The sequence below is a fragment of the Bacteroides propionicifaciens DSM 19291 = JCM 14649 genome (assembly GCF_000375405.1).
Lineage (GTDB): Bacteria > Bacteroidota > Bacteroidia > Bacteroidales > Bacteroidaceae > Bacteroides_E > Bacteroides_E propionicifaciens.
Genome location: NZ_AQWS01000016.1, coordinates 44,689 through 69,506, shown reverse-complemented (window position 1 = coordinate 69,506; position 24,818 = coordinate 44,689). Strand labels below are relative to the sequence as shown.

Annotated in this window: 39 protein-coding genes and 1 pseudogene; 2 read left to right on the top strand and 38 right to left on the bottom strand. The window is 37.3% G+C overall.

What is annotated here, in order from left to right:
- Positions 1-174, top strand: a pseudogene (locus tag B091_RS12980) (IS256 family transposase); the annotation flags it as partial.
- A 51-nt stretch (positions 175-225) separates the two neighbouring features.
- Here B091_RS12980 and rplQ read toward each other — a convergent pair.
- The 35 genes from rplQ to B091_RS0106400 form a co-directional block, all read right to left on the bottom strand.
- Positions 226-690: a 50S ribosomal protein L17 gene (rplQ, locus tag B091_RS0106565; protein WP_018109217.1), complete on the bottom strand. Its 465-nt coding sequence runs from the start codon at positions 688-690 to the stop codon at positions 226-228.
- 3 nt (positions 691-693) lie between these two features.
- Entirely contained in the window at positions 694-1,686 is a 993-nt protein-coding gene (locus B091_RS0106560) for a DNA-directed RNA polymerase subunit alpha (protein ID WP_018109216.1), read from the bottom strand.
- An 11-nt stretch (positions 1,687-1,697) separates the two neighbouring features.
- Complete coding sequence (gene rpsD, locus B091_RS0106555; RefSeq protein WP_018109215.1) at positions 1,698-2,303, bottom strand: 30S ribosomal protein S4; 606 nt, start codon at positions 2,301-2,303, stop codon at positions 1,698-1,700.
- Between the two features lie 113 nt (positions 2,304-2,416).
- Positions 2,417-2,806 (bottom strand): 30S ribosomal protein S11, encoded by a 390-nt coding sequence (gene rpsK / locus B091_RS0106550; protein ID WP_018109214.1) that lies wholly within the window; start codon positions 2,804-2,806, stop codon positions 2,417-2,419.
- Positions 2,807-2,817: 11 nt separating this feature from the next.
- The gene (gene rpsM / locus B091_RS0106545) at positions 2,818-3,198 is read right to left on the bottom strand and encodes a 30S ribosomal protein S13 (protein ID WP_018109213.1); all 381 of its coding nucleotides are present in this window, start codon (positions 3,196-3,198) and stop codon (positions 2,818-2,820) included.
- 33 nt (positions 3,199-3,231) lie between these two features.
- The gene (ykgO, locus tag B091_RS11860; protein ID WP_006743593.1) at positions 3,232-3,348 is read right to left on the bottom strand and encodes a type B 50S ribosomal protein L36; all 117 of its coding nucleotides are present in this window, start codon (positions 3,346-3,348) and stop codon (positions 3,232-3,234) included.
- An 8-nt stretch (positions 3,349-3,356) separates the two neighbouring features.
- Entirely contained in the window at positions 3,357-3,575 is a 219-nt protein-coding gene (gene infA / locus B091_RS0106540; RefSeq protein WP_018109212.1) for a translation initiation factor IF-1, read from the bottom strand.
- 3 nt (positions 3,576-3,578) lie between these two features.
- On the bottom strand, positions 3,579-4,376 hold the full coding sequence (gene map / locus B091_RS0106535; RefSeq protein WP_018109211.1) for a type I methionyl aminopeptidase: 798 nt from the start codon (positions 4,374-4,376) through the stop codon (positions 3,579-3,581).
- Between the two features lie 13 nt (positions 4,377-4,389).
- Positions 4,390-5,739 carry a preprotein translocase subunit SecY gene (gene secY, locus B091_RS0106530; protein WP_018109210.1) on the bottom strand — a complete coding sequence of 450 codons (1,350 nt, stop codon included), beginning with the start codon at positions 5,737-5,739 and terminating at the stop codon, positions 4,390-4,392.
- Positions 5,740-5,743: 4 nt separating this feature from the next.
- Complete coding sequence (gene rplO / locus B091_RS0106525) at positions 5,744-6,190, bottom strand: 50S ribosomal protein L15 (RefSeq protein ID WP_018109209.1); 447 nt, start codon at positions 6,188-6,190, stop codon at positions 5,744-5,746.
- A gap of 28 nt (positions 6,191-6,218) precedes the next feature.
- The gene (gene rpmD / locus B091_RS0106520) at positions 6,219-6,395 is read right to left on the bottom strand and encodes a 50S ribosomal protein L30 (RefSeq protein WP_018109208.1); all 177 of its coding nucleotides are present in this window, start codon (positions 6,393-6,395) and stop codon (positions 6,219-6,221) included.
- A 12-nt stretch (positions 6,396-6,407) separates the two neighbouring features.
- Positions 6,408-6,923: a 30S ribosomal protein S5 gene (gene rpsE, locus B091_RS0106515; RefSeq protein ID WP_025069494.1), complete on the bottom strand. Its 516-nt coding sequence runs from the start codon at positions 6,921-6,923 to the stop codon at positions 6,408-6,410.
- A gap of 3 nt (positions 6,924-6,926) precedes the next feature.
- On the bottom strand, positions 6,927-7,268 hold the full coding sequence (rplR, locus tag B091_RS0106510) for a 50S ribosomal protein L18 (RefSeq protein ID WP_018109206.1): 342 nt from the start codon (positions 7,266-7,268) through the stop codon (positions 6,927-6,929).
- A 21-nt stretch (positions 7,269-7,289) separates the two neighbouring features.
- Complete coding sequence (gene rplF / locus B091_RS0106505) at positions 7,290-7,847, bottom strand: 50S ribosomal protein L6 (RefSeq protein WP_018109205.1); 558 nt, start codon at positions 7,845-7,847, stop codon at positions 7,290-7,292.
- A gap of 13 nt (positions 7,848-7,860) precedes the next feature.
- Positions 7,861-8,256: a 30S ribosomal protein S8 gene (gene rpsH, locus B091_RS0106500; RefSeq protein WP_018109204.1), complete on the bottom strand. Its 396-nt coding sequence runs from the start codon at positions 8,254-8,256 to the stop codon at positions 7,861-7,863.
- A 48-nt stretch (positions 8,257-8,304) separates the two neighbouring features.
- Positions 8,305-8,574, bottom strand: a complete 270-nt coding sequence (rpsN, locus tag B091_RS0106495; RefSeq protein WP_018109203.1) for a 30S ribosomal protein S14 — start codon at positions 8,572-8,574, stop codon at positions 8,305-8,307.
- A gap of 13 nt (positions 8,575-8,587) precedes the next feature.
- A complete protein-coding gene (gene rplE / locus B091_RS0106490) occupies positions 8,588-9,139 on the bottom strand; it encodes a 50S ribosomal protein L5 (RefSeq protein ID WP_018109202.1) in 552 nt (183 codons plus the stop codon).
- Entirely contained in the window at positions 9,139-9,459 is a 321-nt protein-coding gene (rplX, locus tag B091_RS0106485; RefSeq protein ID WP_025069493.1) for a 50S ribosomal protein L24, read from the bottom strand. The genes rplE and rplX overlap by 1 nt, the downstream gene beginning before the upstream one ends.
- Positions 9,460-9,479: 20 nt before the next feature.
- Entirely contained in the window at positions 9,480-9,845 is a 366-nt protein-coding gene (gene rplN, locus B091_RS0106480; RefSeq protein WP_018109200.1) for a 50S ribosomal protein L14, read from the bottom strand.
- A 2-nt stretch (positions 9,846-9,847) separates the two neighbouring features.
- Positions 9,848-10,117, bottom strand: coding sequence for a 30S ribosomal protein S17 (rpsQ, locus tag B091_RS0106475; RefSeq protein ID WP_018109199.1), 270 nt, complete (start codon positions 10,115-10,117; stop codon positions 9,848-9,850).
- Positions 10,114-10,311, bottom strand: coding sequence for a 50S ribosomal protein L29 (gene rpmC / locus B091_RS0106470; protein ID WP_018109198.1), 198 nt, complete (start codon positions 10,309-10,311; stop codon positions 10,114-10,116). Before rpmC ends, rpsQ begins: the two co-directional genes overlap by 4 nt.
- A 3-nt stretch (positions 10,312-10,314) precedes the next feature.
- Complete coding sequence (gene rplP, locus B091_RS0106465) at positions 10,315-10,749, bottom strand: 50S ribosomal protein L16 (RefSeq protein WP_018109197.1); 435 nt, start codon at positions 10,747-10,749, stop codon at positions 10,315-10,317.
- 22 nt (positions 10,750-10,771) lie between these two features.
- Entirely contained in the window at positions 10,772-11,503 is a 732-nt protein-coding gene (gene rpsC / locus B091_RS0106460; RefSeq protein ID WP_018109196.1) for a 30S ribosomal protein S3, read from the bottom strand.
- Positions 11,504-11,510: 7 nt separating this feature from the next.
- A complete protein-coding gene (gene rplV / locus B091_RS0106455) occupies positions 11,511-11,921 on the bottom strand; it encodes a 50S ribosomal protein L22 (protein ID WP_018109195.1) in 411 nt (136 codons plus the stop codon).
- Positions 11,922-11,960: 39 nt separating this feature from the next.
- Positions 11,961-12,227, bottom strand: a complete 267-nt coding sequence (rpsS, locus tag B091_RS0106450; RefSeq protein WP_018109194.1) for a 30S ribosomal protein S19 — start codon at positions 12,225-12,227, stop codon at positions 11,961-11,963.
- A 23-nt stretch (positions 12,228-12,250) separates the two neighbouring features.
- Positions 12,251-13,072 carry a 50S ribosomal protein L2 gene (gene rplB / locus B091_RS0106445; protein WP_018109193.1) on the bottom strand — a complete coding sequence of 274 codons (822 nt, stop codon included), beginning with the start codon at positions 13,070-13,072 and terminating at the stop codon, positions 12,251-12,253.
- Positions 13,073-13,077: 5 nt separating this feature from the next.
- Positions 13,078-13,368, bottom strand: coding sequence for a 50S ribosomal protein L23 (gene rplW, locus B091_RS0106440; protein ID WP_018109192.1), 291 nt, complete (start codon positions 13,366-13,368; stop codon positions 13,078-13,080).
- Between the two features lie 14 nt (positions 13,369-13,382).
- A complete protein-coding gene (gene rplD / locus B091_RS0106435; RefSeq protein WP_018109191.1) occupies positions 13,383-14,009 on the bottom strand; it encodes a 50S ribosomal protein L4 in 627 nt (208 codons plus the stop codon).
- A complete protein-coding gene (gene rplC, locus B091_RS0106430) occupies positions 14,009-14,626 on the bottom strand; it encodes a 50S ribosomal protein L3 (RefSeq protein ID WP_018109190.1) in 618 nt (205 codons plus the stop codon). The genes rplD and rplC overlap by 1 nt, the downstream gene beginning before the upstream one ends.
- 20 nt (positions 14,627-14,646) lie before the next feature.
- Positions 14,647-14,952: a 30S ribosomal protein S10 gene (rpsJ, locus tag B091_RS0106425; protein WP_006743617.1), complete on the bottom strand. Its 306-nt coding sequence runs from the start codon at positions 14,950-14,952 to the stop codon at positions 14,647-14,649.
- Positions 14,953-15,051: 99 nt separating this feature from the next.
- On the bottom strand, positions 15,052-17,169 hold the full coding sequence (fusA, locus tag B091_RS0106420) for an elongation factor G (RefSeq protein WP_018109189.1): 2,118 nt from the start codon (positions 17,167-17,169) through the stop codon (positions 15,052-15,054).
- Between the two features lie 56 nt (positions 17,170-17,225).
- On the bottom strand, positions 17,226-17,702 hold the full coding sequence (gene rpsG, locus B091_RS0106415; RefSeq protein ID WP_018109188.1) for a 30S ribosomal protein S7: 477 nt from the start codon (positions 17,700-17,702) through the stop codon (positions 17,226-17,228).
- Positions 17,703-17,871: 169 nt separating this feature from the next.
- On the bottom strand, positions 17,872-18,255 hold the full coding sequence (gene rpsL, locus B091_RS0106410; protein WP_018109187.1) for a 30S ribosomal protein S12: 384 nt from the start codon (positions 18,253-18,255) through the stop codon (positions 17,872-17,874).
- Positions 18,256-18,373: 118 nt separating this feature from the next.
- Entirely contained in the window at positions 18,374-18,679 is a 306-nt protein-coding gene (locus B091_RS0106405; protein ID WP_018109186.1) for a DUF3467 domain-containing protein, read from the bottom strand.
- A 133-nt stretch (positions 18,680-18,812) separates the two neighbouring features.
- Positions 18,813-20,615, bottom strand: a complete 1,803-nt coding sequence (locus tag B091_RS0106400) for an AMP-dependent synthetase/ligase (RefSeq protein ID WP_018109185.1) — start codon at positions 20,613-20,615, stop codon at positions 18,813-18,815.
- A 162-nt stretch (positions 20,616-20,777) separates the two neighbouring features.
- Here B091_RS0106400 and B091_RS0106395 point away from each other — a divergent pair, with 162 nt between their 5' ends.
- Entirely contained in the window at positions 20,778-21,836 is a 1,059-nt protein-coding gene (locus B091_RS0106395) for a M20/M25/M40 family metallo-hydrolase (protein ID WP_018109184.1), read from the top strand.
- A 116-nt stretch (positions 21,837-21,952) separates the two neighbouring features.
- On the opposite strand, the gene B091_RS11855 is transcribed toward B091_RS0106395, so the two are convergent.
- From B091_RS11855 to dut, 3 genes are read right to left on the bottom strand one after another with little or no spacing between them, the layout of a single operon-like run.
- Positions 21,953-22,498: a DUF4292 domain-containing protein gene (locus B091_RS11855; RefSeq protein ID WP_025069490.1), complete on the bottom strand. Its 546-nt coding sequence runs from the start codon at positions 22,496-22,498 to the stop codon at positions 21,953-21,955.
- Between the two features lie 5 nt (positions 22,499-22,503).
- Positions 22,504-24,270 (bottom strand): tetratricopeptide repeat protein, encoded by a 1,767-nt coding sequence (locus tag B091_RS0106385; protein ID WP_034525053.1) that lies wholly within the window; start codon positions 24,268-24,270, stop codon positions 22,504-22,506.
- 6 nt (positions 24,271-24,276) lie between these two features.
- On the bottom strand, positions 24,277-24,711 hold the full coding sequence (gene dut, locus B091_RS0106380; protein ID WP_018109181.1) for a dUTP diphosphatase: 435 nt from the start codon (positions 24,709-24,711) through the stop codon (positions 24,277-24,279).
- Between the last annotated feature and the right edge of the window lie 107 nt (positions 24,712-24,818).

Genomic DNA, 24,818 nt, shown 5'->3' with positions numbered 1-24,818 from the left:
AAGATTAGAAAGTACACCAAGAACAAATTATCGTTCCCAACCGATGATTCTGTGATGAAATCAGTATATTTAGCCGTTAGAGAGGCCACAAAGAAGTGGTCAATGCCTATCAGGGACTGGGGCATAATTTTAAATCAGTTCCTAATTATTTACAAAGAAAGGGTCAGGCTATAACAATAACCCAACCCAAGCTTAATTTACTTACACACTTCCTGAGACAGTGTCTTATTCAGCAGAATCAACTGTAGTTGTGTCTTCAGTACCTTCAGCAGATGCACCACGTCTTGAACGACGAGTACGTTTTTTACCACCTTTAGCAACATCAAAGTGCTCATTGTAATCAACAAGCTCAATAAAACACATTTCAGCGTTATCGCCTAAACGATTACCAAGTTTAATAACACGAGTATATCCTCCCGGTCTATCAGCAACTTTTACAGAAACTTCTTGAAATAATTCAGTGATAGCTTCTTTACTTTGTAAATGACTAAATACTACACGACGAGAGTTTGTTGTATCATTCTTTGATTTGGTAATCAAAGGCTCAACATACTGCTTCAAGGCTTTAGCCTTAGCCACCGTCGTAGTGATTCTTTTGTGCATAATCAATGAAGTAGCCATATTTGATAACATAGCACTTCTGTGAGATGCAGTACGACCTAGGTGGTTAAATTTTTTATTATGTCTCATTTTTTATTCTTTATCTAATTTATATTTAGAAATATCAGTTCCAAATGATAGATTCAGACTTGCGAGCAAATCATCAAGCTCAGCAAGCGATTTCTTACCAAAGTTACGGAACTTCAAAAGATCAGTTTTTTGATATTGAACAAGCTCACCTAAAGTGTGAACTTCAGCTGCTTTCAAGCAATTAAGAGCTCTTACAGATAAATCGATATCAGTAAGTTTAGTCTTAAGTAGTTGACGCATATGAAGTACCTCTTCATCAAACTCCTCATTGCCTTCACCTTCTGTTGCCTCTAGAGTAATTTTCTCATCAGAGAATAACATAAAGTGATGAATCAATATTTTAGCTGCTTCCTTTAAAGCATCCTTAGGATGTATGGAACCATCAGTACTGATTTCAAGTATTAATTTTTCGTAGTCAGTTTTTTGTTCTACACGATAGTTCTCAATGAAATATTTCACATTTCTAATTGGTGTGAAAATTGAGTCGACTGGCAACACATGAACATCGGTACAGTACTCGCGATTTTCCTCTGAAGGAACATATCCACGACCTTTGTTTATGGTTAATTCAATCAGCATCGTCGATTTTGGATCTAAATGACAAATAACTAATTCAGGATTTAACACTTCAAATCCAGTCAAATATTTTCCAATATCACCAGCTTTAAATTCTGTAGAATTTTCAACAGTGATGCTTACCCTTTCGCTTTCGAATTCTTCAACAATCTGTTTGAATCTAACCTGTTTTAGATTCAATATAATATTAGTAACATCTTCGCGTACACCTGCAACACTAGAAAATTCATGTTCTACACCATCAATTTTAATAGTAGTAATAGCGAATCCCTCTAGTGAAGAAAGGAGAATACGACGTAGAGCATTACCAACAGTGATACCGAAGCCAGGTTCTAACGGACGAAATTCGAATTTACCGAATTTGTCATCCGCTTCCAACATTAATACTTTCTCAGGTTTTTGAAATGCTAATATCGCCATGAAATTAATTATTATTTAGAGTATAATTCTACGATCAATTGTTCTTTGATATTTTCTGGTATATCTGTACGGTCAGGAATGTGTAAGAACTTACCAGTTTTAGAAGCTTCATCCCATTCCATCCATGCATATTTGCTATGGTTGAAACCAGCTAAAGAGCTGTTAATTACTTCTAAAGACTTAGCTCTTTCTCTCACAGCAATCAATTGACCTGGTTTAACAGAAAAAGAAGCAATATCTACTACTTTACCATCAACAGTAATGTGTCTATGATTAACTAACTGACGAGCAGCAGCACGAGTAGGTGCAATACCTAAACGAAAAACAATATTATCGAGTCTTGACTCAAGTAGTTGCAAAAGAATCTCACCAGTAATACCTTTAGCTTTCTCAGCTTTAGTAAAGAGATTACGGAATTGTTTTTCTAATACACCATATGTATACTTCGCTTTTTGTTTTTCACTAAGCTGTATTCCATATTCAGAAGTTTTTCTTCTTCTTGAGTTGCCATGTTGACCTGGAGGATAATTTTTCTTTGATAAAACTTTATCAGCCCCAAAAATAGCTTCTCCAAACTTACGGGCGATTTTGGATTTTGGTCCAGTATATCTAGCCATTGTATTTTAATATTTAATTGTAAAAATATGAACTTAAGTTTGTTGCAGCCGCGACTACAGAGAAGAAGGTGTAATCCAAAACAAATTCAAGCTTCATAAATAAGAATAAGTGATTAAACTCGACGTCTTTTTGGTGGACGACAACCATTGTGTGGAAGTGGTGTTACATCAACAATTTCTGTAACTTCAATTCCTGCACCGTGAATTGTTCTAATAGCAGACTCACGTCCGTTACCTGGTCCTTTAACGTAAGCTTTAACTTTTCTCAAACCTAGATCGTAAGCGATCTTTGAACAATCTTGCGCTGCCATTTGAGCTGCATAAGGAGTGTTCTTTTTAGAACCTCTAAAACCCATTTTACCAGCAGAAGACCAAGAGATGATCTGCCCATCACTATTCGCTAAAGAAACGATAATGTTGTTAAATGAAGAGTGAACATGTAATTGTCCAACTGCATCTACCTTTACATTTCTTTTTTTAGCTGCGACTGTTTTTTTTGCCATATCAACAATTATTATTTAGTAGCTATTTTCTTATTTGCAACTGTTTTCTTTCTTCCCTTACGAGTACGTGCATTGTTTTTTGTGCTTTGACCTCTTAAAGGTAAGCCAACACGATGACGAACTCCTCTGTAACAACCAATATCCATCAAACGTTTGATGTTTAGTTGCACTTCAGAACGTAAATCTCCCTCAACTTTAAATTCAGCACCGATAATCTCACGGATACTACCCGCTTGCTCATCAGTCCATTCATTTACCTTAAGGTTAAGGTCTACGCCTGCTTTTTCTAAAATCTTCTTAGCGTTACTTCTACCAATACCGTAGATATAGGTCAACGCTACTTCTCCCCTTTTATTTTGGGGCAAATCTACACCAACTATTCTAATAGCCATATATTAATTTATTTCTTTACAAAAATAATGAAATTATCCTTGACGTTGTTTATACTTAGGATTTTTCTTGTTAATAATATACAAACGACCCTTACGTCTAACAATCTTGCAGTCTGGCGTACGTTTTTTTAATGATGCTCTAACTTTCATATTTCAATTTATTTATATCTAAATACAATACGACCTTTAGTTAAGTCATACGGAGACATCTCAACTTTCACCCTATCTCCAGGAAGAATCTTAATGTAATGCATTCTCATCTTACCCGAAATATGAGCTGTAATCTCATGTCCATTTTCTAATTCTACACGAAACATTGCATTAGACAATGCTTCTACAATAACTCCGTCTTGTTCTATCGCGGATTGCTTAGCCATATATTAATATCCTTTCTTTCTTAAAACTTCTTCAACATAATCAAAAGATGATAGAATGTCTGCCGAATCCATTCCGATTGCTACTGTATGCTCAAAGTGAGCAGCAGCCTTTCGGTCTAGTGTTCTCACAGTCCATCCATCATTATCCATTCCTATTTCTTTATTGCCTAACGTAATCATAGGCTCGATAGCAATGCACATGCCCTTTTTAAGCTGCTTTCCTCGTCCCCTGCTACCATAATTGGGTACAGCTGGTTCTTCATGCATTTCACGGCCAATACCATGACCCACAAACTCGCGAACAACACCATATCCATTCATTTCTGCGTGTGACTGAATAGCAAAGCCAATATCACCTAACCGTCTTCCATGGACAGCTTGTTCAATCCCTTTATACAAAGATTCCTTGGTTACCTTTAAAAGCTTCACAACTTCTTGGGCAACTTCTCCAACACAAAATGTGTACGCGGAGTCACCACAGAAACCATTCATAAGAGTCCCACAATCTACGGAAACAATGTCGCCGTCTTCAAGAGGAACACCATTGGGAATACCATGTACTACAACGTCATTAACTGAAGTGCATAGAGATCCAGGGAAAGGCTGACCTAAGTGATTGGGATAACCCTTAAAAGTAGGGACAGCACCATGATCTCTTATAAATTCTTCGGCTAACTGATCTAATTGGAGAGTAGTAACACCTGGAGCAATAGCTTCCGCTACAACTCCTAGCGTTCGACCAACCAATAGATTACTTTGTCGAAGTAATTCAATCTCCTCTTCTGTCTTAAGAAAAATCATATATCTATTTTACTTAATAAGCAGAAACACCTGAACGTCCACGTACTCTACCCGAATCTAACAAACCATCATAGTGTCTCATTAGTAAGTGACTCTCTATTTGCTGTAGGGTATCTAAAACAACACCCACAAGAATTAATAAAGAAGTACCACCAAAAAATTGAGCAAAACCTGGTTGAACTCCAAAAATAGAGCCAGCAAACGCAGGAAGAACCGCAATTAACGCTAGGAAGAAAGATCCAGGAAGTGTAATACGAGACATAATCTCATCAATGAAATTAGCTGTGCTCTTACCTGGTTTGATACCTGGTATAAAGCCATTATTACGCTTCATGTCATCTGCCATTTGTGTTGGATTAATAGTTACAGCCGTATAAAAATAGGTGAAAACTATAATTAGAAACGCAAATACAAAGTTATACCAAAAACTAGTATAATTAAATAATGATTTCATAAAACCTCCAAACTCGTGAGAGTCTGTAAATAAAGATGAAATCGAAATAGGAATAAACATAATTGCCTGAGCAAAAATGATTGGCATAACTCCAGCAGCATTAACCTTTAAAGGAATATACTGACGAGCGCCACCTACCTGTCTATCACCAACAACACGCTTTGCATATTGCACAGGAACTTTCCTTACTCCTTGAACTAACAAAATAGCGCCAGCTATAACTACTAACAGAATTACAAGTTCGATAAGGAACATTACTAATCCACCAGCACTAATATTACTGAATCTACTAGCTACCTCTTGAATAAACGATTCAGGAAGCCTCGCAATAATACCAACTAAAATGATCATAGAGATACCATTACCGATGCCTTTATCAGTAATTCTTTCTCCTAACCATAAAACAAACATGCTACCTGCAGCTAAAATAATAGTTGAGGTAACCATAAACATAGTCCAATCTAATGAAGCATTAAGGGCCGTGCCAGCCTGTGCTCTAAGATTTAGGAGGTAAGCAGGTGCTTGAACTAGAAGAATCGCGATAGTTAAGTATCGAGTATATTGATTCATCTTTGTTCTACCACTCTCACCATCTCGCTGCAGCTTTTGAAAGTAAGGAACCGCTATCCCGAGTAATTGAATCACGATGGATGCCGAAATATAAGGCATAATTCCTAATGCAAAAATTGAAGCATTAGAGAAAGCACCACCGGAAAACATATTAAGCAAAGCTAATAAACCCTCACTAGTTTGGTTCTGCAAAGCAGCCAAAGATGAAGGGTTAATACCGGGCAATACTACAAATGAGCCGAAACGATAAATTGCAACAAACAATATGGTTATGAGGATCCGATTTCGCAGATCCTCAATACTCCATATATTTTTTAATGTTTCAATAGCTTTTTTCATTAAATCAGAGTTTTATCGCTTTACCACCCGCCGCTTCAATAGCAGCGATAGCAGTTTTAGAGAATGCACTTGCTTCAACATCAACTTTAGATGTTAGCTGCCCATTAGCTAAAACTTTTACAGGCTCGCCAGCGGAAGTAAGACCTGCATTGATAAAATCATTTAATCCAACTTTTTCAAGTTTAGTCTTTTCAACTAATTGTTGAATAGTATCTAAATTGATTGCTTTGAATTCTTTTCTGTTTATATTTTTAAAACCAAATTTAGGCAAACGACGTTGCAGAGGCATTTGACCACCTTCAAAGCCGGTTTTCTTTTTATAGCCTGATCTTGATTTTGCTCCTTTATGTCCACGAGTAGATGTACGACCAAGGCCAGAACCGATACCACGACCGAGTCTTCTTCTTGAATGTGTAGATCCACAAGCAGGCTTTAAGTTACTTAAGTTCATATTCTTAATGTGTTTAATACAATTAATATTACTCTACGATAGTAACTAAGTGTTTCACTTTAGCTACCATACCAAGAATTGCAGGGTTGTTTTTATGCTCTACAATTCTATTGAGTTTGCGTAGGCCTAGTGCATCTAAAGTCTTCTTTTGATCTTTAGGAGCTCCAATTCTACTTTTAACTTGTTTAATTTTAATAGTTGACATATTTGAATTCTCCTATCCTTTAAAAACTCTTTGTACACTAATACCTCTATTGTTGGCAACCATTTTAGCATCACGTAGCTCTTCAAGTGCTTTAATTGTAGCTTTCACTAAATTATGAGCGTTAGAAGAACCTTTAGATTTAGCCAAAACGTCAGTTACACCGACACTCTCTAGAACAGCACGCATAGCACCACCAGCAACAACTCCAGTACCATGAGAAGCAGGTTTAATAAAAACCTCTGCTCCAGCAAAGCGAGCCTCTTGTTCGTGAGGTATTGTACCGTTAAACACAGGAACTTTAATAACGTTTTTCTTAGCTGCTTCTACAGCTTTAGAAATAGCTGAAGTTACTTCACCAGCCTTACCAAGTCCCCAACCTACAAGACCGTCTTCGTTACCTACAACCACAATTGCAGAGAAGCTAAAGGTTCTACCACCTTTAGTCACCTTAGCAACACGGTTTATAGCAACAAGTCTATCTTTAAGTTCGATATCGTTAGTATTTTTAACTTTATTTCTTACCATAATGATTTAAAATTTAAGTCCTCCTTTACGAGCAGCATCAGCAAGCTCTTTTACTCTACCATGGTATAAATAACCTCCACGGTCAAAAACTACTGCTTCAATACCTGCTTCAACGGCTTTTTTAGCGATTAACTCGCCGACTTTAACTGCTTGGTCTTTGTTCGAAGGAACGTTAAGACCTAGAGATGAAGCTGAAACTAGTGTTTTACCAGATAAATCATCAATAATTTGCACGTAAATTTGCTTATTACTACGATAAACACTCATTCTTGGGCAAGAAGAAGATCCAGAGATTTTATTTCTTACTCTATATCTAATTTTTCTTCGTCTTTCTACTTTTGTTGTCATATTATTATAAAATTACAGATTTTACTTAGCTGAAGCAGCTTTACCAGATTTTCTGCGAATTTCTTCGCCAACAAATTTAACACCTTTACCCTTGTAAGGCTCAGGTTTACGGAAAGAACGAATTTTTGCACAAACTTGACCAATTAATTGCTTGTCGCAAGACTCTAGCAAGATCAATGGGTTTTTGTTTCTTTCAGACTTAGCTTCAACTTTAACCTGTGAAGGCAACTGCAATAAGATGCTATGAGTAAAACCTAAGTTTAACTCTAAAATATTATCTGCTTGAGTCGCAGCACGGAAACCAACTCCAACTAACTCTAGTTGTTTAGTATATCCTTCAGACACACCAATAACCATATTGTTAACAAGAGAGCGATAAAGGCCGTGAAAAGCACGTTCTTGGCTTTCTTCCGAAGAACGAGTTAAAACAACCTCATTACCTTCAACGTTAACAGAGATTTTAGGATTGATTTCTTGACTTAATTCTCCTTTTGGTCCTTTTACAGAAACAGTGTTTTCACTAACTGTTACAGTAACACCAGCAGGTATATGGATGGGTGATTTTCCTATTCTTGACATAATTCTCCTCCTTTTAATATATGTAACATAAAACTTCACCACCGATCTTATGATCAGTAGCTTCTTTATTTGTCATTACACCTCTGGAAGTAGATACTACAGCAATACCCAAACCATTAATAACTCTAGGCATATCTTTATAACCAGCATACTTACGTAAACCTGGACTAGATACTCTAATTAGTTTCTTGATGGCATTGACTTTGTTTACTTTATCGTACTTCAATGCAATCTTGATAGTACCTTGTGGACCATCTTCTACAAACTTGTAGTTAAGGATGTATCCTTTCTCAAAAAGAATCTTAGTGATATCTTTTTTAAGGTTCGAAGCTGGAATCTCTACAACTCTGTGATTAGCAGTAATTGCATTTCTCAACCTCGTTAAATAATCTGCTATTGGATCAGTCATATTCAAAAAATTAAATTAATCAGGACTCTCCTGACAATATTCATAAAATTACCAACTGGCCTTTTTTACGCCAGGGATTAAACCATTTGAAGCCATTTCACGAAATTGAATTCTTGAAATACCAAACTGGCGCATATATCCTTTTGGACGACCAGTCATACTACAACGGTTGTGAAGTCTCACAGGTGATGCGTTTTTTGGCAACGCCTGTAATCCTTCATAATCTCCAGCAGCAATAAGAGCAGCACGCTTATCAGCGTATTTGGCTACTAATTTAGCTCGCTTTACTTCACGAGCTTTCATTGATTCTTTTGCCATATTATTTTAAAACTTATTTAGCTTGTTTAAAAGGTAAACCAAACTCTTTCAATAAAGCATGACCTTCTTCATCAGTCTCAGCTGAAGTCACAAAGGTAATATTCATTCCTAGAATTTTAGTAATACTATCGATATTAATTTCAGGGAAAATGATTTGCTCCTGAATACCTAAAGTATAGTTACCACGACCATCAAACTTACTATTGATTCCTCTAAAGTCACGGATACGTGGTAAAGCTACACGAACAAGTTTTTCTAAAAACTCATACATACGCTCGCGACGTAGTGTAACCATAACACCAATAGGCATTTGCTTACGCAATTTAAAGTTTGAAATATCTTTTTTAGATACTGTAGCTACGGCTTTTTGACCTGTAATTGCAGTGATTTCATTGATAGCAACATCAATAATTTTTTTATCTGCAACAGCTTGACCTAAACCTTGATTGATAACAATCTTTTCTAGTTTAGGAACTTGCATAGCTGAAGTATACTGAAATTGTGATTGTAATGCAGGAACGATACGTTCTGCATATTCATTTTTAAGGCTTGCAGTATTACTCATTATTTAATCTCCTCTCCTGATTTTTTTGAATAACGCACTAAAGATCCTTCAGAATCTTCTTTTCTACCAATTCTTGTTGGTTTTCCAGATTTAGGATCAACAACGTTCAAATTAGAAATATGAATTGAAGCTTCTTGCTTAACAATACCACCTTGTGGGTTTGCTGCGCTAGGCTTAGTACTTTTTGATACTAAGTTAATACCTTCAACTATAGCTCTATTTTCCTTAACAAGGACTTGCAAAACTTTCGCAGTTTTACCTCTGTCTTTGCCAGTGTTCACGTAGACTGTATCGCCTTTTTTTATATGTAATTTACTCATTACTAAAGTCATTTACAAAATTAAAGTACCTCTGGTGCTAAAGATACAACTTTCATGTTTTTTGAACGAAGTTCTCTCGCTACAGGCCCGAAAATACGACTACCTCTTATGTCACCTGCTGTATTTAACAACACGCAAGCATTATCATCAAAACGTATATAAGAACCATCAGTACGACGGATTTCTTTCTTAGTACGTACGATCAAAGCCTTTGATACTGCACCTTTTTTAACATCACTAGATGGGATAACGCTCTTTACAGAAACGACAATTACATCCCCAACTGAAGCGTAGCGACGACGTGTTCCACCTAAAACGCGGATACACATTACCTCTCTAGCTCCACTATTATCACATACTACAAGTCTGGATTCTGATTGTATCATAATTACTTAGCTCTTTCGATTATTTCTACTAATCTCCATCTTTTGTTTTTACTCAAAGGACGAGTTTCCATAATATTAACAGTGTCACCAATGTTGCATTCATTGTTCTCATCATGAGCATAGTACTTCTTCGTTTTACTAACGAATTTTCCGTACATAGGGTGCTTTTCTTTGAACTTAGCGGCAACAGTTATGGTTTTATCCATACGGTCGCTTAACACTACCCCTATTCTTGTTTTTCTTAAATTTCTTGCTTCCATTAAGCTCATCATTTATTGTTAAGTTCTCTTTGGCGTAAATCTGATTTCATACGCGCAACTGCCCTGCGTAATGATTTAATAACTGCAGGATTCTCTAATGGAGAAATAGCATGGTTTAAAACCATTTGGTTTAAATTAGCCTTCTCTGTTTGAATTCTCTCTGCTAAATCAGCAGTAGACATTTCTTTAATTTCTGCTATTTTCATACGTTAGGCATTTTCATTTTTGATATCAAAGTCGCGTCTCACAATAAACTTTGTAGTCACTGGAAGTTTTTGAGCAGCCAAACGCAAAGCCTCTCTAGCAACTGCGTAAGGTACACCTTCTACTTCGATAATAATTCTACCTGGACTAACAGGCGCAACAAAACCTTCTGGAGCACCTTTACCCTTACCCATACGAACCTCTGCAGGTTTCTTTGTAATAGGTTTATCAGGGAAGATACGAATCCATATTTGTCCTTGACGTTGCATATATCTAGTTACAGCAATACGAGCTGCTTCGATTTGTCTTCCTGTAATCCACTTTTCTTGCAAAGTTTTAATACCAAAAGATCCGAAAGCAAGTTCATGGCCTCGTTGAGCATTACCTTTCATGCGGCCTTTTTGCTGTCTTCTGAATTTAGTCTTTTTTGGTTGTAACATAATTTCCTAAAATCTAACTCAATTAGCGATTATTTTTCTTTCTGCGGAAGTTCTTATTATTGCTACCACCGCTATTACGACGTCCACCAGCTTGTTTTTCTTGTGTAAAGTTTGGCGCTAAATCAACCTTATCAAATATTTCACCTTTACAGATCCATACTTTAACACCAAGAAGACCAACTTTAGTTAGAGCTGGAGCATGACAGTAGTCAATATCTGCTCTAAAAGTGTGCAATGGAGTTCTTCCTTCTTTGAACATTTCTGAACGAGCCATTTCAGCTCCATTCAAACGTCCTGAGATTTGAATTTTAATTCCCTCAGCTCCCATACGCATAGTGTTGGCAATAGCCATCTTAACTGCACGACGGTAAGCAATTTTACCTTCTAGCTGACGAGCAATACTATTTGCTACAATTACAGCATCAAGTTCAGGTCTTCTTACTTCAAAGATATTGATTTGAATATCTTTATTAGTAAGTTGTTTCAACTCCTCTTTCAATTTATCAACTTCTGAACCTGCTTTACCGATAATAATACCTGGTCTAGCTGTACAAATTGTGATAGTAACTAATTTAAGCGTACGCTCGATAACGATTCTAGAAACACTAGCTCTTGAAAGTCTAGCATTAAGGTATTTACGGATTTTACTATCTTCGTATAAATTATCGCGATAATTATTTCCACCATACCAGTTAGAATCCCATCCTCTGATAATTCCTAAGCGGTTACTTATTGGATTAACTTTTTGTCCCATCTATACCTTAATTTAATTCGTTGTTAGTATTTTTAGAATCAACGAATAGCGTAACATGGTTAGAACGTTTACGAATTCTGTAAGCTCTACCTTGAGGCGCTGGACGCATACGTTTCAACATAGCACCACCATCAACAAAGATATTTGTTACAAAAAGTTCACCAGTTTCAGCTTTTCGATCATTTTTTTGCTCCCAGTTCGCAATAGCTGAACGTAAGAGTTTCTCAACTCGTGCAGCTGCTTCCTTAGAAGAAAACTTCAACACACCAAGTGCTTTGTTAACTTCCATCCCACGAATCATGTCTACGACATAGCGCATTTTTCGTGGAGAAGTAGGAACATTGTTCATCTTCGCAAAATACGTGGTTTTAAGGGCTTCTTTTCTTTTTTCAGCCGATATTCTTTTTCTTGCTCCCATTATAATTTATTACTTTTTTGTTCGATAATAAGAACCTGCTTATCTTCTATTACCTGAGTGGCCTTTGAAGGTACGAGTTGGTGAAAATTCACCAAGCTTGTGCCCAACCATATTCTCAGTAACATAAACAGGAATAAATTTATTTCCATTGTGAACCGCAACAGTATGTCCAACAAAATCTGGAGATATCATTGAGGCTCTAGCCCAGGTTTTCACAACATTCTTCTTGCCTTCTTCATTCATAGCAAGAATCTTTTTTTCAAGTTTAATGTCGATATATGGACCTTTTTTTAATGAACGACTCATAAATTCTTCAATTAATCAGTTTATTACTTTCTTCTCTCGATGATGTACTTAGATGAATGCTTCTTAGGAGCTCTAGTCTTAAGACCTTTAGCATAAAGTCCCTTACGAGATCTTGGATGCCCTCCTGAAGCTTTACCTTCACCACCACCCATTGGGTGATCCACAGGATTCATTACAACACCTCTAGTACGTGGTCTACGTCCCAACCATCTTGAACGACCAGCTTTACCCGATCTCTCAAGAGCGTGATCTGAATTACCAACACTACCAATAGTAGCTTTACAAGCACTCAAGATTTGACGAACCTCGCCTGAAGGCATTTTAATTACACAGTACTTGCCTTCACGAGAAGTAAGCTGAGCATAATTACCTGCTGAACGAGCGAAAGCAGCACCTTGACCTGGACGTAATTCAATGTTATGAATTACAGTACCCACAGGGATATTTGCTAGAGGTAATGCATTACCAACTTCTGGTGCAGCATTCTCGCCTGATAATAGAGTCGCTCCAACTTCTAATCCATTGGGAGCAATAATGTATCTTTTCTCACCATCAGCATAGTATAACAATGCGATACGAGCCGAACGATTTGGATCGTACTCAATTGATTTTACAACTGCTGGAACACCGTCCTTATTTCTCTTGAAGTCGATAAAACGGAGTTTCTGGCGGTGACCGCCTCCGATATAACGCATAGTCATACGACCAATTGCATTTCTACCACCCGATTTTCTCTTACCTGTTACAAGAGATTTTTCTGGTACACGTGCAGTAATCTCCTCGAAAGTACCAATAATTTTATGTCTTTGCCCCGGTGTAGTGGGCTTCATTTTACGTACTGCCATTTTTATTAAATATTGCTATAAAAGTCTATAGTATCTCCTTCTTTCAATGTAACAATAGCTTTCTTAAAAGCATTTGTTTTTCCACTGATAATACCTGCTCTTGTATAACGAGTTTTAGACTTACCCTTATACTTCATTGTATTAACATCAGCTACTGTAACATTGTAAAGGGCTTCAATTTCTCTCTTTATTTGTAGCTTGTTAGCCTCAGGACGAACAACAAAACCAAAACGATTGCTTGTTTCAGTGATGTCTGTCATTTTCTCTGTAACTAACGGTCTAATAATAATTCCCATTATAAGCCTCCTTTTTACATTAAAATATTGTCAATAGCCGACAAAGCGCTTTCAGTAACCACAAGAATTCCAGCATTCAAAACACCATAAGTGTTTAAATGAGAAACTGCGTTCACTTCAGCACCCTTAATATTACGAGCTGACAAATATACATTTTTATTTGCTTCTGTTAAAATCATAAGTAGCTTTTTATCAGAAACTTTAAGATTATTAGTGATTGAGATAAACTCCTTTGTTTTAGGTGTTTCAAAAGCGAAGTCTTCAACAACAATAATCGATAAACCTTGTGCCTTGTAAGACAAAGCCGATCTTCTTGCTAAAGCTTTTGTTTTTTTATTCACTTTGAAAGAGTAATCTCTTGGAGTTGGACCAAATACACGGCCACCACCAACTAATAGTGGAGATTTAATATCACCACGACGAGCACCACCACCACCTTTTTGGCGGCCTAGTTTACGTCTTGAACCGGCGATTTCATTTCTCTCTTTAGTTTTGTGAGTACCTTGACGTTTGTTAGCCATGTGCTGCTTAACATCTAGATAAATAGCATGGTCGTTTGGCTCAATACCGAAGATAGATTCGTTTAACGTAACCTTTCTTCCAGTGTCTTCACCCTTTATGTTTAATACGTTAACTTCCATTATTTTTCAATTAAAACGATTGAACCTTTGCAACCTGGAACCGAACCTTTTACTAATAGTAAATTGTGTTCCGCGATTACTTTTAATACTTGTAAGTTTTGAACAGTAACTCTGTCGCCACCCATTTGGCCACCCATTCTCATTCCTTTGAATACTTTCGCAGGGTAAGAAGCAGCACCAATAGAACCTGGCTTACGTTGTCTGTTATGTTGACCGTGAGTTGATTGTCCAACACCACCGAAGTTGTGTCTTTTAACAACACCTTGGAAGCCCTTACCTTTGGAAGTACCTACAACGTCTACATAAACGGTATCACTTAGGAAATCCACTGTTATAGCATCACCTAAATTCAACTCTTGATTAAAACCCTTGAACTCGGCCAAGTGTCTCTTTGGCGCTACTCCAGCTCTTTTAAAGTGTCCCATCAATGGTTTTGAAGTATGCTTGTCCTTTTGATCCATAAAACCAATTTGAACAGCCTCATAACCATCTTTTTCAAGAGACTTAACCTGAGTAACGACACAAGGACCTACTTCGATAACAGTGCATGGTACATTTTTACCCTCGGCACTGAATACGGATGTCATTCCGATTTTTTTTCCTATTAATCCTGGCATTTCAGTAAATTTTTAATTTATCAAACCTTAATTTCAACCTCAACTCCACTTGGTAACTCTAATTTCATTAAAGCATCAACAGTTTTAGCAGTAGAGCTATAGATGTCGATTAGACGCTTAAATGAACTAAGCTGAAATTGTTCTCTCGATTTTTTATTAACGAAAGTTGAACGGTTAACAGTAAAAATACGCTTGTGAGTTGGTAATGGAATTGGTCCACTAACAATAGCACCAGTCGCCTTCACTGTCTTAACGATCTTCTCAGCTGATTTATCAACTAAGTTGTGGTCGTAAGATTTGAGTTTAATTCTGATTCTTTGACTCATAAATAATTATATAATAAATAAATAAATTTATATTGCATAATATAGAACTACAGAAATTAAGAGTCATTCGCTAATTTCCGTAGTTCTATAGTTTTATAGTTATACTAAATCAACACGACCGTCACACTCTTCTAGTACTTGTTTAGCAATAGAAGAAGACAATGCTGCGTGGTGAGAGTAAACCATTGATGATGTTGCACGTCCTGAAGATATAGTACGTAAAGATGTTACGTAACCAAACATTTCAGCTAGTGGAACAAGAGCTTTAACGATACGAGCACCTGAACGGCTAGACTCCATACCCTCAACTTGACCACGACGTTTATTTAAGTCTCCGATAATATCACCCATGTTTTCTTCAGGTGTTACTACCTCTAATCTCATGATAGGCTCCATCAACACAGGACCTGCTTGAGCAGAAGCTTTTCTATAAGCTTGCATAGCACAAATCTCGAAAGATAATTGGTCAGAGTCAACAGGGTGGAAAGAACCATCAGTAAGAACAACTTTTAATGAATCTAATGGATAACCTGCAAGGACACCATTTTTCATAGCTGTTTGGAAACCTTTTTGAACTGAAGGGATAAATTCTTTAGGAATATTACCACCTTTCACTTCATCTACGAATTGTAAACCACCTAGTGTGAAGTCTTCATCAACTGGTCCCATCTTAACAATGATATCAGCAAATTTACCACGACCACCAGTTTGTTTTTTGTAAGTTTCACGTAAATCAACAGTCTTTGTAATAGCCTCTTTGTAGTTAACTTGAGGACGACCTTGATTACATTCTACTTTAAACTCAGTACGAAGACGCTCAATAAGTACTTCAAGGTGTAACTCACCCATACCCGAGATAACTGTTTGACCAGTTTCTTCGTTAGTTTTAACAGTAAACGTTGGATCTTCTTCAGATAGTTTAGCCAAACCTGTACCAAGCTTATCCATATCTTTTTGAGTTTTAGGCTCAATAGCAATACCGATTACTGGTTCTGGGAAGTCCATTGATTCAAGTACGATTGGGAAATCTTCATCACAAAGTGTATCACCTGTGTGAATATCTTTAAATCCTACTCCTGCACCAATATCACCTGCACCAATTACATCAACTGGATTTTGTTTATTAGAGTGCATTTGGAATAGACGTGAAACACGTTCTTTTTTGTCTGAACGAGTGTTGTAGATATAAGATCCAGCAGCAATTTTACCTGAGTAAACACGGAAGAAAGTCAAACGACCAACATAAGGGTCAGTTGCGATCTTAAATGCTAAAGCACAAGTTTTTTCGCTTTCTGAAGGCTGTCTATCTTCTTCTTCACCAGTTTCTGGATTAGTACCAACAATAGTACCTGTATCAACAGGAGATGGTAAAAATGCACAAGCATAGTCAAGAAGTGTTTGAACACCTTTGTTTTTGAAAGAAGAACCACAAAGCATAGGAACGATATCCATAGTCAAAGTAGCCGCACGAAGTGCACGCATAAGGTCTTCTTCAGTAATTGTAGATGGATCTTCAAAATACTTTTCCATTAAAGCTTCATCAAAGCTAGAAACGTTTTCAAGCATTTTATCTCTCCACTCTTGAGCTTCATCCATAAGATCTGCTGGAATTTCAGCAACATCAAAGTCAGCACCCATAGTTTCATCGTGCCAGTAGATAGCTTTCATTTTGATAAGGTCTACTAAACCTACGAAAGTTTCTTCAGCACCGATAGGAATAACCACTGGACAAGGATTAGATCCAAGAACAGTTTGCATTTGGCGAACAACTTCGAAGAAGTTTGCACCAGAACGGTCCATTTTGTTTACGTAACCAATACGTGGAACGTTATATTTGTCAGCCTGTCTCCAAACTGTTTCTGATTGAGGCTCAACACCACCAACAGCACAATAAGTAGCAACAGCACCATCAAGCACACGAAGAGAACGCTCTACCTCTACAGTAAAGTCAACGTGCCCTGGAGTATCAATCAAGTTGATTTTATACATCTGGTTGTCATACTTCCAAAAAGTAGTAGTAGCAGCAGATGTAATAGTGATACCACGATCTTGTTCTTGTTGCATCCAGTCCATGGTTGCACTACCGTCGTGAGTTTCACCGATTTTGTGAGTTAATCCTGTGTAATACAGAATACGCTCAGAAGTTGTGGTCTTTCCGGCATCAATGTGAGCCATGATACCAATATTTCTTGTAAAGTGTAAATCTTTTTGTGACATTTTCTAATTCTAATTTTTAGGTTTTAAATATATAAAGTAAATCTAGAATGATTGAATTAGAAACGGAAGTGAGCGAATGCTCTGTTGGCTTCAGCCATTCTATGAACTTCTTCTTTACGTTTAAAAGATCCACCTTGCTCGTTATAAGCATCTTGAATTTCAGAAGCAAGCTTTTCAGCCATAGATTTACCTGCTCTTTTACGTGCAAATAGAATCAAGTTTTTCATTGAAATTGACTCTTTTCTAGCAGGGATGATTTCTGTAGGAACTTGGAAAGTAGCACCACCAATACGACGAGATTTAACCTCAACCAAAGGAGTAACATTTTCCAAAGCTTTTTTCCAGATATCCAACGCTGATTTCTCTTCGTTAGTCATTTTTTCAGTAATGATATCTAGTGCAGTGTAAAAAATCTCATAAGAGATATTTTTCTTACCATCATACATTAAGTGGTTAACAAATTTTGTAACCTTACGATCATTAAAACGTGGATCTGGAAGTACAACACGTTTTTTTGGTTTAGCTTTTCTCATTTTTGATGAAATAGTGTTTTGTTTTTGGTTGTATCAATTTGTCTTCAAAACCCACTCTTGGGCATTTACTCAACCTTGAGCTATCCAATAAACTAAAACGATAGTTATTATTATTATAAAATCAAAACAAGAGTCTCTTTAATAAAATAAAGAGGCTCTTAAGTTTTTGTTATTTTTTTCCTGCTTTAGGGCGTTTTGTTCCGTATTTAGAACGTCTTTGCTTACGATCAGCAACACCTGCTGTATCTAAAGTTCCACGTACAATATGGTAACGTACACCTGGAAGGTCTTTTACACGACCACCACGAACTAAAACAATAGAGTGTTCCTGTAAGTTGTGACCTTCACCTGGAATGTAAGAGTTCACCTCTTTTTGGTTAGTCAAACGAACACGAGCCACTTTACGCATCGCAGAGTTTGGTTTTTTAGGAGTAGTAGTATATACTCTCACACAAACGCCACGTCTTTGAGGGCAAGATTCTAGTGCAGGAGAATGACTTTTCTCTTTAAGCACTGAACGACCCTTTCTAACTAATTGTTGAATTGTAGGCATTTCTTAATTTGTTTTTATTATTTATATATTGTTGTTATTGATTTCTAATCAAGTATAATCGGGGTGCAAAATTACAAATAATATTTTAATTATCCACAACCTTATACTTTTTTCTTTATCATGCCTCTCCCCTAACATTTCCTATTGGAGGTAACTGCATTTCTTCCAGAACAATCTCACCACACTCTTGTTCGTATCGGACTATATTATCACGAAGCGTAAACAACAGCCTTTTGGCATGTTCTGGTGCTAAAATAACTCTTGAGTTAACTTTAGCTCTATCCATACCAGGTAAAAGAGAGATAAAATCCATAACAAACTCTGAAGAGGAGTGCGCCACAGATACAAGATTTGCGTAATTACCTACAGCGATATCTTCGGGCAACTGAATCTCTATTTTGGGTTCTTTATCTCTATTACTCATGTTGGGGTATAAATCTTAAACTGGTTCTGATTATCAATTTGCTAAGATAGTAATTTATCTTCTAGCTCATTAGCTTTAAAAGCATAAAAAACATAAGAGGGAGAAATATTTAACTTCTCCCTCTTATTTGAGCTTATTTATACATTTTATCTATGATTTCTTTATAGTTTTTAGCAACTACATTTCTCTTTATTTTCAACGTATTAGTGAGTTCTCCCTTCTGCATACTGAAGGGTTCTTTGAGCAATGTAAAGCTCTTTATTTGCTCGTAAGAAGCAAATTGTTGCTGAAGAGTGTGAATTCGTTTTTTGTACATGGCCAGAATAGCTGGATCAGTAAGAAGCTCTCCAACATCATTATAAGGGATATCATGCTCCTTAGCATATTCTTCGACTTTGCTATAGACCGGAACAATCAGAGCTGACACAAATTTACGAGCATCAGCAATAAGCGATACCTGATCAATAAACTGATCAATCACCAACTTAGTCTCCAAAGCCTGAGGCGCAATGTATTTTCCGTTGGAGGTTTTAAACAGATCTTTCAGTCGACCCGTCATGTACAACTCTCCATCTTTAAAGTGCCCCGTATCACCGGTATGAAACCAACCATCAGCATCAAAAGCCTTAGCAGTTGCCTCTGCATTTTTGTAGTAGCCTTTAGTTATCGTTTTACCTTTAAGAAGAATTTCTTCTTTCTCGCCAATTTTCACTTGAACATCATCCATAGGAAAGCCTACAGAATGGAAATCAAAATGAGTTTTGCTTGTACAAGATACCGTCGCAGTAGATTCTGTTAAACCATAGCCAGTAATGACATTTATACCGACTGCATATACAAATTCGGCAACTTCGGCTGGCAAAGCAGCTCCAGCAGCAGGGAAAAAGTTTCCGTTTTCTAATCCGATAGTTTTCTTGAGCACCTGCATAACAGTCTTTTCGTAGAACTTATATTTCAGGTGTAACATTCTAGGCGGTTTCTTACCCAGACGTATATAATGATTATTATGCTCTCGCCCCACTTTAACAGCATTGAGCATAAGTTGCTTAACAACACCCTTAGAACCTTCGATTTTCTCAATAACACCCAAATATACTTTCTCCCAAAAACGAGGTACGCTACACATAACAGTAGGGCGAAGCTCCCTCATAGAGGTCTGGATATCTTGAGGAACCAAGTTAACGCAAACTTGTACACCCTTACTAAAGCAGATATAAACCCAACCACGTTCAAAGACATGAGTAAGGGGTAAAAAGTTTAGAGAAACGTCTTTATCCGTTAGATCAACTAATCGCAAGTGATGCAAACGAGTAGCCTCTATAAAGTTGGAGTGATGGAGCATCACACCTTTGGGCTCACCCGTAGTACCTGAGGTATAAAGAATATTTGCTAAATCGTCACCAGAAGCCTTACTTGTTCGCTCTTGAACAACATCAGCATAAGAACGAGACTCACCAAGCTTTAAAAACTCATCAAAATAAATCGAAGAGGTATCTCTAGGATCTCTAACGACTTTTTTATCGAATATTATAATTTGCTTCAACGTGTGGCAATGACCAATAACACGTATAGCAGCTTCATATTGAAATTGCTCACCCACGAACAAAAATCGAATCTGAGCATCATTAATCATATACTGAGCTTGAGCAGGAGAACTTGTTGCATAAAAAGGAATAACAACAGCCCTATTGGCATATGCCCCAAAATCGCAGTAAAGACACTCAGGCTTATTCTGAGAGAAGACTCCGATATTCTCAGTTTCTTCAATCCCCAAAGCAACCATTGCATTAGCTACTTTATGAACAGTATCAGAATATTGATTCCAGCTAATAGGGATCCATTGAGCCAAATCATAGTCACGATACTTCATTGCTATTCGATCGCCATATTTTTCAGCTTGACGATGAATTAAAACAGATAAATGATGGTATATCATATCTTATATTTTGAAATTCAGCTACAAAGGTATAGGATAATTATTAATTTCATCATTTTAGGCAGAGAATAATTGTAAATACAACTATTATTTAGGCTGTTATATCTTCTCAAAGGCCTAAATTTGGAAAGCTTAAAGACTAGAACAATAAAACATACAGACATGAAAAAACTAAGCCTTACAGAACAAGCTATAAATTTACTTCAGTCAATTATAAAAACTGCTTCGTTCAGTCGACAAGAAGACTCTGTTGCCGACATGTTGGAAAAATTCATCAAAGATCAGGGACTGCCTTTAGAAAGAATTGGGAATAACTTACTAATACTTGATAAGAAGCGCTACCTCAAAGAACCCACACTACTCTTGAACTCTCACATAGATACGGTCAAGCCAGTTAGCTCCTGGAGCGAAGACCCTTTCGGCGCTGAACTCAAAAAGGGCATATTATATGGACTGGGTAGTAACGATGCTGGAGCAAGTTTAATCTGCCTTCTCCTGACGACCATAGAGCTATACGATAAACTCCCTTTTAATCTCGCATTTTGTGCCTCAGCAGAAGAAGAGGTTAGTGGAAAAAACGGGATATCATTGGTTTTAAAGCAGTACGATAAATTCGATCTTGCTATAGTTGGAGAACCCACAGGGATGCAACCTGCCGTAGCAGAAAAAGGATTAATGGTTTTGGATTGTCTGACAACAGGAGTTGCAGGTCATGCGGCACGGAAAGAGGGAGTAAATGCTATCTATAAAGCAATTAACGAAATTACATGGTTTAAAGACTTCTATTTCCCTAAAGTTTCTTCTTTTCTAGGACCTGTACAGATGAGCGTAACACAAGTTGAAGCTGGCTCACAACACAATGTAGTGCCAGATAAATGTTCATTCGTAGTGGATATCAGAGGAAATGGATGCTACACAAATGAAGAACTATTAGAAATAATAGAAACAAACACCAGTTGCGAAGTAAAAGCCAGATCAACACGCTTAAACTCCTCGCAGCTTCATATAGAACACCCTTTCTACAAACATCTCATCAGCCAGGGGTATAAACCTTTTGGCTCACCTACTCTCTCAGATCAAGCACTCATGGGGTTTCCCTCAATTAAACTTGGCCCAGGAGAGTCTGCTCGCTCACACACGGCAAATGAGTACATTAAGGTTTCCGAAATTGAACACGCACTCTTAAGCTACAAGAAACTAATCGAAAGCTTTAGATTCTAAAAGTAGCAAGAGAGTACCTAGGATAGCTATGGACAGATAGTAAGTCACACCATACAAACCAGTAGGTGGTTTGACTACAACGAGTAAGTCATTTTTTAAACCCAACAACTCAATGCTCAAAGGCCCATTGACCCAAGCAACTCATTCAGAGTAGATGAAACATAACGCCTAGAGAGTTTAGTGGGGCGAACCTCGAAGGGAGAGTCCGAAAACTTATAAAGCTGAATTGTAGCCTCCCCAAATGCAGTCCACCCAAAATCTGAGGCAAAAAAGAAGGAGGGCTTTTTGCGCTTCGATGCATTAATTATTCGATTTTGAAAAGTATCAAAAGAGTCGACATGTATTCCATAAGCGGGATCAATGGGATATGCCTCACTAACATAAAGCTTATTAGTTCTATCTACTACCAACAGCTCTGTTGGACTATAGACTAATAAGGCGAGTTCGGAACGTACCATAGGTGCTCTAAAAGAGATACGAATCACGCTATCCTTGTAGAGTTGTAACACTCCATTAATCTTCTCGTGTGCCTGGGAGGGCATAATAACCTCAAATCGACAAGTCAAATAAGGCTTCTCAGAAGCAGAATGAAACCTTGATGTAGAACAAGAGGACACGAATAAGACAATCAATAATAGAGGCCAGAATAGTCTTTGCTTCATAATGATTACTCACTAATGTATTTTCTCTTCTTTATCTTCTCTTTAATTTTGGGTCCAGCACCAAGCTTATCAGCTTGTAACCAAAGTTCAATAGCTTTATCCTTCTGACCAACTTTCCAGTAGATATCACCAGCGTGTTCAACCACCACTCCACTCTCCTGTCCTCCATGTTGCAGAGCAGTATCAATAAACACTTTGGCCTGAGTAAATCGGTTCAACTCAAAAAGAATCCAAGCATAAGTATCCAAAAATGTAGCATTTGAAGGTTCGGCATCAACCGTTTTTTTGCTCATTTGTTCGGCTTTATCAAGTTGACGTTTTTCAACCGAAAGGTAATAAGCATAATTATTGAGTACCCCTAGGTTTTCAGGATTTAACTCAAGCGCTTTTTCATAAGCCTGATATAACTCCTTAGTTTTACCCAGAGAATGATAAGCATCACCCATTATGGCATAAAAATCTGAAATCAACTCTTTGGGAGTGGTCTCATCAACCACATTAAGAGCAGATTCAACCACTTCAATTAGCTTATCATAAGACTCTGCCTGATTATAAGCAATTGCCAAATAGTAATAGAATTCCAGAGTCGAAGGACTAGCCAATATACCACCTTGACAAAGTGTAATAACCTCTTTATAATCGTCAGCTTTTATAGCTAACCCTAAAAGCATTAATCTTGAGGGAGTATTGGAGGGATCAATTTTAATCACACGTTCTAGAACAGGCTTAGCTTGATCTTGCATGTTTTGTGTGTAGAGATATTGAGCATAGAGCATCGGAATTTGATCGTCTTCAACATCCAATTCTAAAGCTTTGTCAAACAATGCAATAACATCCAAGCTATCAACCTTGGGGTTTGAGATATATTGTCTGATAAGATTCAGACGAAGCTCATCCTCAGCTTTGGGATTAAATATTATCTTTTGCACCTGATCGAGATACTCTTTGTCTTGATTGGTCTGTTGGTAATAACTAGCTAAAGCATAAACAGCCATTGGGAAATCGGGTTCTTGCTCCAATACTTTTTTGAGTAAAGAGTAAGCCTGTTTCTTTTTTCCGTTAGTCAAGTATAGATCTGCTAGGACAACACGGTAACGCAAATCGTTGGGACAAGCCTCTACTAGAGCTAGCATTTCAGCATAGGCTTTATCTTCTTCGCCCTTCATCAAATAAACTCGGAATTTCTGCATACTTAGCTGCTCACTCTTGCCCATTTTGCTCTCGAGCTGGTCGAGTACAGAAATCATCTTATCGTACTCTCTACTTTGAGAGTAAAGCTCAAAGAGTTGAAACTGAAGTTGAGTCTTATTGGGGAATCGTCTGGTCATCGCTTCGAGCTGAGCAATAGCTGGAGCCATATCCTTTGCCGATGCATTGTAAAGCGAAATAAAGTAAGATTCATTATACCAGTAGTTAAGACTATCAATAGCTATAGATTTGCGAAAAGAATTAAGTGCTTTATCAGCCTGATTGAGTTGCATATACATTGAACCCAACTGATAATATGCATCAGCCTGAGTACTATCTATTGCGATGCAGTGGTTAAATAGCTGAAAAGCATCGTCTAGATCACCCGTATTTTTTTTAAGAACCCCCTCGAGATAATAGTAAGAATATTTACGGTCAAGATTATCACTTAGCACGTTTGCTAGCAAAGTATCCTTAGACAGCTCTTGCGCTTGACTTATATTTTGCCCCATCGCAGGAGTCAGACTAAGTCCACCAAGCAAAAGAGCCAGCAGAACGTAGCATAGTTTATTTAATTTAATCATTGCATCTTATTTTTTACCTGTATGGCCAAATCCTCCTGTACCTCTTTCAGTATCGTCTAATGTTTCAACTAGCTCCCAGCCGATTTGTTCATACTTGGCAATTACCATTTGAGCAATTCGCTCACCATCATTTACAACAAAAACCTCTTTAGATAGGTTTACCATAATGATTCCTATTTCGCCTCTATAGTCAGCATCGATAGTACCAGGAGTATTGAGCAAACTAATACCATGCTTGAGAGCCAAACCACTTCTGGGGCGAATTTGAGCTTCGTAACCCGCAGGAAGTGCCATAAACAAGCCCGTAGGAATAAGCCTTCTCTCCATAGGTTGAAGCGCGATTGCTTCTTCAAGATTGGCCCTAATATCCATGCCGGCAGACAAAAGAGTTGAATAGTTCGGTAATTGATGTTTTGAACGATTTATTATTTTAATTTTCATACCTTCATAATTAAATTGAGTGACGAAATTAGATAATTTCGAGAGATAATCATTACTTTTCTGATAAAATAACCTTCCAAAGCATTTGTTGAGGGGGATATAAAGTC

What these genes read in the sequence shown, in the direction of transcription:
- rplB (WP_018109193.1), bottom strand. Translation starts at nt 13,072, where the DNA reads ATGGCAGTACGTAAAATGAAGCCCACTACACCGGGGCAAAGACATAAA.
- rplD (WP_018109191.1), bottom strand. Translation starts at nt 14,009, where the DNA reads ATGGAAGTTAACGTATTAAACATAAAGGGTGAAGACACTGGAAGAAAG.
- rpsG (WP_018109188.1), bottom strand. Translation starts at nt 17,702, where the DNA reads ATGAGAAAAGCTAAACCAAAAAAACGTGTTGTACTTCCAGATCCACGT.
- rpsH (WP_018109204.1), bottom strand. Translation starts at nt 8,256, where the DNA reads ATGACTGATCCAATAGCAGATTATTTAACGAGGTTGAGAAATGCAATT.
- B091_RS0106395 (WP_018109184.1), top strand. Translation starts at nt 20,778, where the DNA reads ATGAAAAAACTAAGCCTTACAGAACAAGCTATAAATTTACTTCAGTCA.
- rplE (WP_018109202.1), bottom strand. Translation starts at nt 9,139, where the DNA reads ATGAGTAATACTGCAAGCCTTAAAAATGAATATGCAGAACGTATCGTT.
- rplQ (WP_018109217.1), bottom strand. Translation starts at nt 690, where the DNA reads ATGAGACATAATAAAAAATTTAACCACCTAGGTCGTACTGCATCTCAC.
- infA (WP_018109212.1), bottom strand. Translation starts at nt 3,575, where the DNA reads ATGGCTAAGCAATCCGCGATAGAACAAGACGGAGTTATTGTAGAAGCA.
- rplR (WP_018109206.1), bottom strand. Translation starts at nt 7,268, where the DNA reads ATGACAACAAAAGTAGAAAGACGAAGAAAAATTAGATATAGAGTAAGA.
- rplW (WP_018109192.1), bottom strand. Translation starts at nt 13,368, where the DNA reads ATGGGAATTATTATTAGACCGTTAGTTACAGAGAAAATGACAGACATC.
- rpmC (WP_018109198.1), bottom strand. Translation starts at nt 10,311, where the DNA reads ATGAAAATAGCAGAAATTAAAGAAATGTCTACTGCTGATTTAGCAGAG.
- fusA (WP_018109189.1), bottom strand. Translation starts at nt 17,169, where the DNA reads ATGTCACAAAAAGATTTACACTTTACAAGAAATATTGGTATCATGGCT.
- rplP (WP_018109197.1), bottom strand. Translation starts at nt 10,749, where the DNA reads ATGTTACAACCAAAAAAGACTAAATTCAGAAGACAGCAAAAAGGCCGC.
- B091_RS0106385 (WP_034525053.1), bottom strand. Translation starts at nt 24,270, where the DNA reads ATGATTAAATTAAATAAACTATGCTACGTTCTGCTGGCTCTTTTGCTT.
- secY (WP_018109210.1), bottom strand. Translation starts at nt 5,739, where the DNA reads ATGAAAAAAGCTATTGAAACATTAAAAAATATATGGAGTATTGAGGAT.
- B091_RS11855 (WP_025069490.1), bottom strand. Translation starts at nt 22,498, where the DNA reads ATGAAGCAAAGACTATTCTGGCCTCTATTATTGATTGTCTTATTCGTG.
- rplO (WP_018109209.1), bottom strand. Translation starts at nt 6,190, where the DNA reads ATGAACTTAAGTAACTTAAAGCCTGCTTGTGGATCTACACATTCAAGA.
- rpsD (WP_018109215.1), bottom strand. Translation starts at nt 2,303, where the DNA reads ATGGCTAGATATACTGGACCAAAATCCAAAATCGCCCGTAAGTTTGGA.
- rpsQ (WP_018109199.1), bottom strand. Translation starts at nt 10,117, where the DNA reads ATGATGAGCTTAATGGAAGCAAGAAATTTAAGAAAAACAAGAATAGGG.
- rpsK (WP_018109214.1), bottom strand. Translation starts at nt 2,806, where the DNA reads ATGGCAAAAAAAACAGTCGCAGCTAAAAAAAGAAATGTAAAGGTAGAT.
- rpsM (WP_018109213.1), bottom strand. Translation starts at nt 3,198, where the DNA reads ATGGCTATTAGAATAGTTGGTGTAGATTTGCCCCAAAATAAAAGGGGA.
- rpsL (WP_018109187.1), bottom strand. Translation starts at nt 18,255, where the DNA reads ATGCCTACAATTCAACAATTAGTTAGAAAGGGTCGTTCAGTGCTTAAA.
- rpsC (WP_018109196.1), bottom strand. Translation starts at nt 11,503, where the DNA reads ATGGGACAAAAAGTTAATCCAATAAGTAACCGCTTAGGAATTATCAGA.
- rplX (WP_025069493.1), bottom strand. Translation starts at nt 9,459, where the DNA reads ATGAGTAAATTACATATAAAAAAAGGCGATACAGTCTACGTGAACACT.
- rplV (WP_018109195.1), bottom strand. Translation starts at nt 11,921, where the DNA reads ATGGGAGCAAGAAAAAGAATATCGGCTGAAAAAAGAAAAGAAGCCCTT.
- B091_RS0106560 (WP_018109216.1), bottom strand. Translation starts at nt 1,686, where the DNA reads ATGGCGATATTAGCATTTCAAAAACCTGAGAAAGTATTAATGTTGGAA.
- ykgO (WP_006743593.1), bottom strand. Translation starts at nt 3,348, where the DNA reads ATGAAAGTTAGAGCATCATTAAAAAAACGTACGCCAGACTGCAAGATT.
- rplF (WP_018109205.1), bottom strand. Translation starts at nt 7,847, where the DNA reads ATGTCAAGAATAGGAAAATCACCCATCCATATACCTGCTGGTGTTACT.
- dut (WP_018109181.1), bottom strand. Translation starts at nt 24,711, where the DNA reads ATGAAAATTAAAATAATAAATCGTTCAAAACATCAATTACCGAACTAT.
- rplC (WP_018109190.1), bottom strand. Translation starts at nt 14,626, where the DNA reads ATGCCAGGATTAATAGGAAAAAAAATCGGAATGACATCCGTATTCAGT.
- B091_RS0106405 (WP_018109186.1), bottom strand. Translation starts at nt 18,679, where the DNA reads ATGAGTAATAGAGATAAAGAACCCAAAATAGAGATTCAGTTGCCCGAA.
- rplN (WP_018109200.1), bottom strand. Translation starts at nt 9,845, where the DNA reads ATGATACAATCAGAATCCAGACTTGTAGTATGTGATAATAGTGGAGCT.
- rpmD (WP_018109208.1), bottom strand. Translation starts at nt 6,395, where the DNA reads ATGTCAACTATTAAAATTAAACAAGTTAAAAGTAGAATTGGAGCTCCT.
- rpsS (WP_018109194.1), bottom strand. Translation starts at nt 12,227, where the DNA reads ATGAGTCGTTCATTAAAAAAAGGTCCATATATCGACATTAAACTTGAA.
- rpsJ (WP_006743617.1), bottom strand. Translation starts at nt 14,952, where the DNA reads ATGAGTCAAAGAATCAGAATTAAACTCAAATCTTACGACCACAACTTA.
- B091_RS0106400 (WP_018109185.1), bottom strand. Translation starts at nt 20,615, where the DNA reads ATGATATACCATCATTTATCTGTTTTAATTCATCGTCAAGCTGAAAAA.
- rpsN (WP_018109203.1), bottom strand. Translation starts at nt 8,574, where the DNA reads ATGGCAAAAGAATCAATGAAAGCTCGTGAAGTAAAGCGAGCTAAATTA.
- map (WP_018109211.1), bottom strand. Translation starts at nt 4,376, where the DNA reads ATGATTTTTCTTAAGACAGAAGAGGAGATTGAATTACTTCGACAAAGT.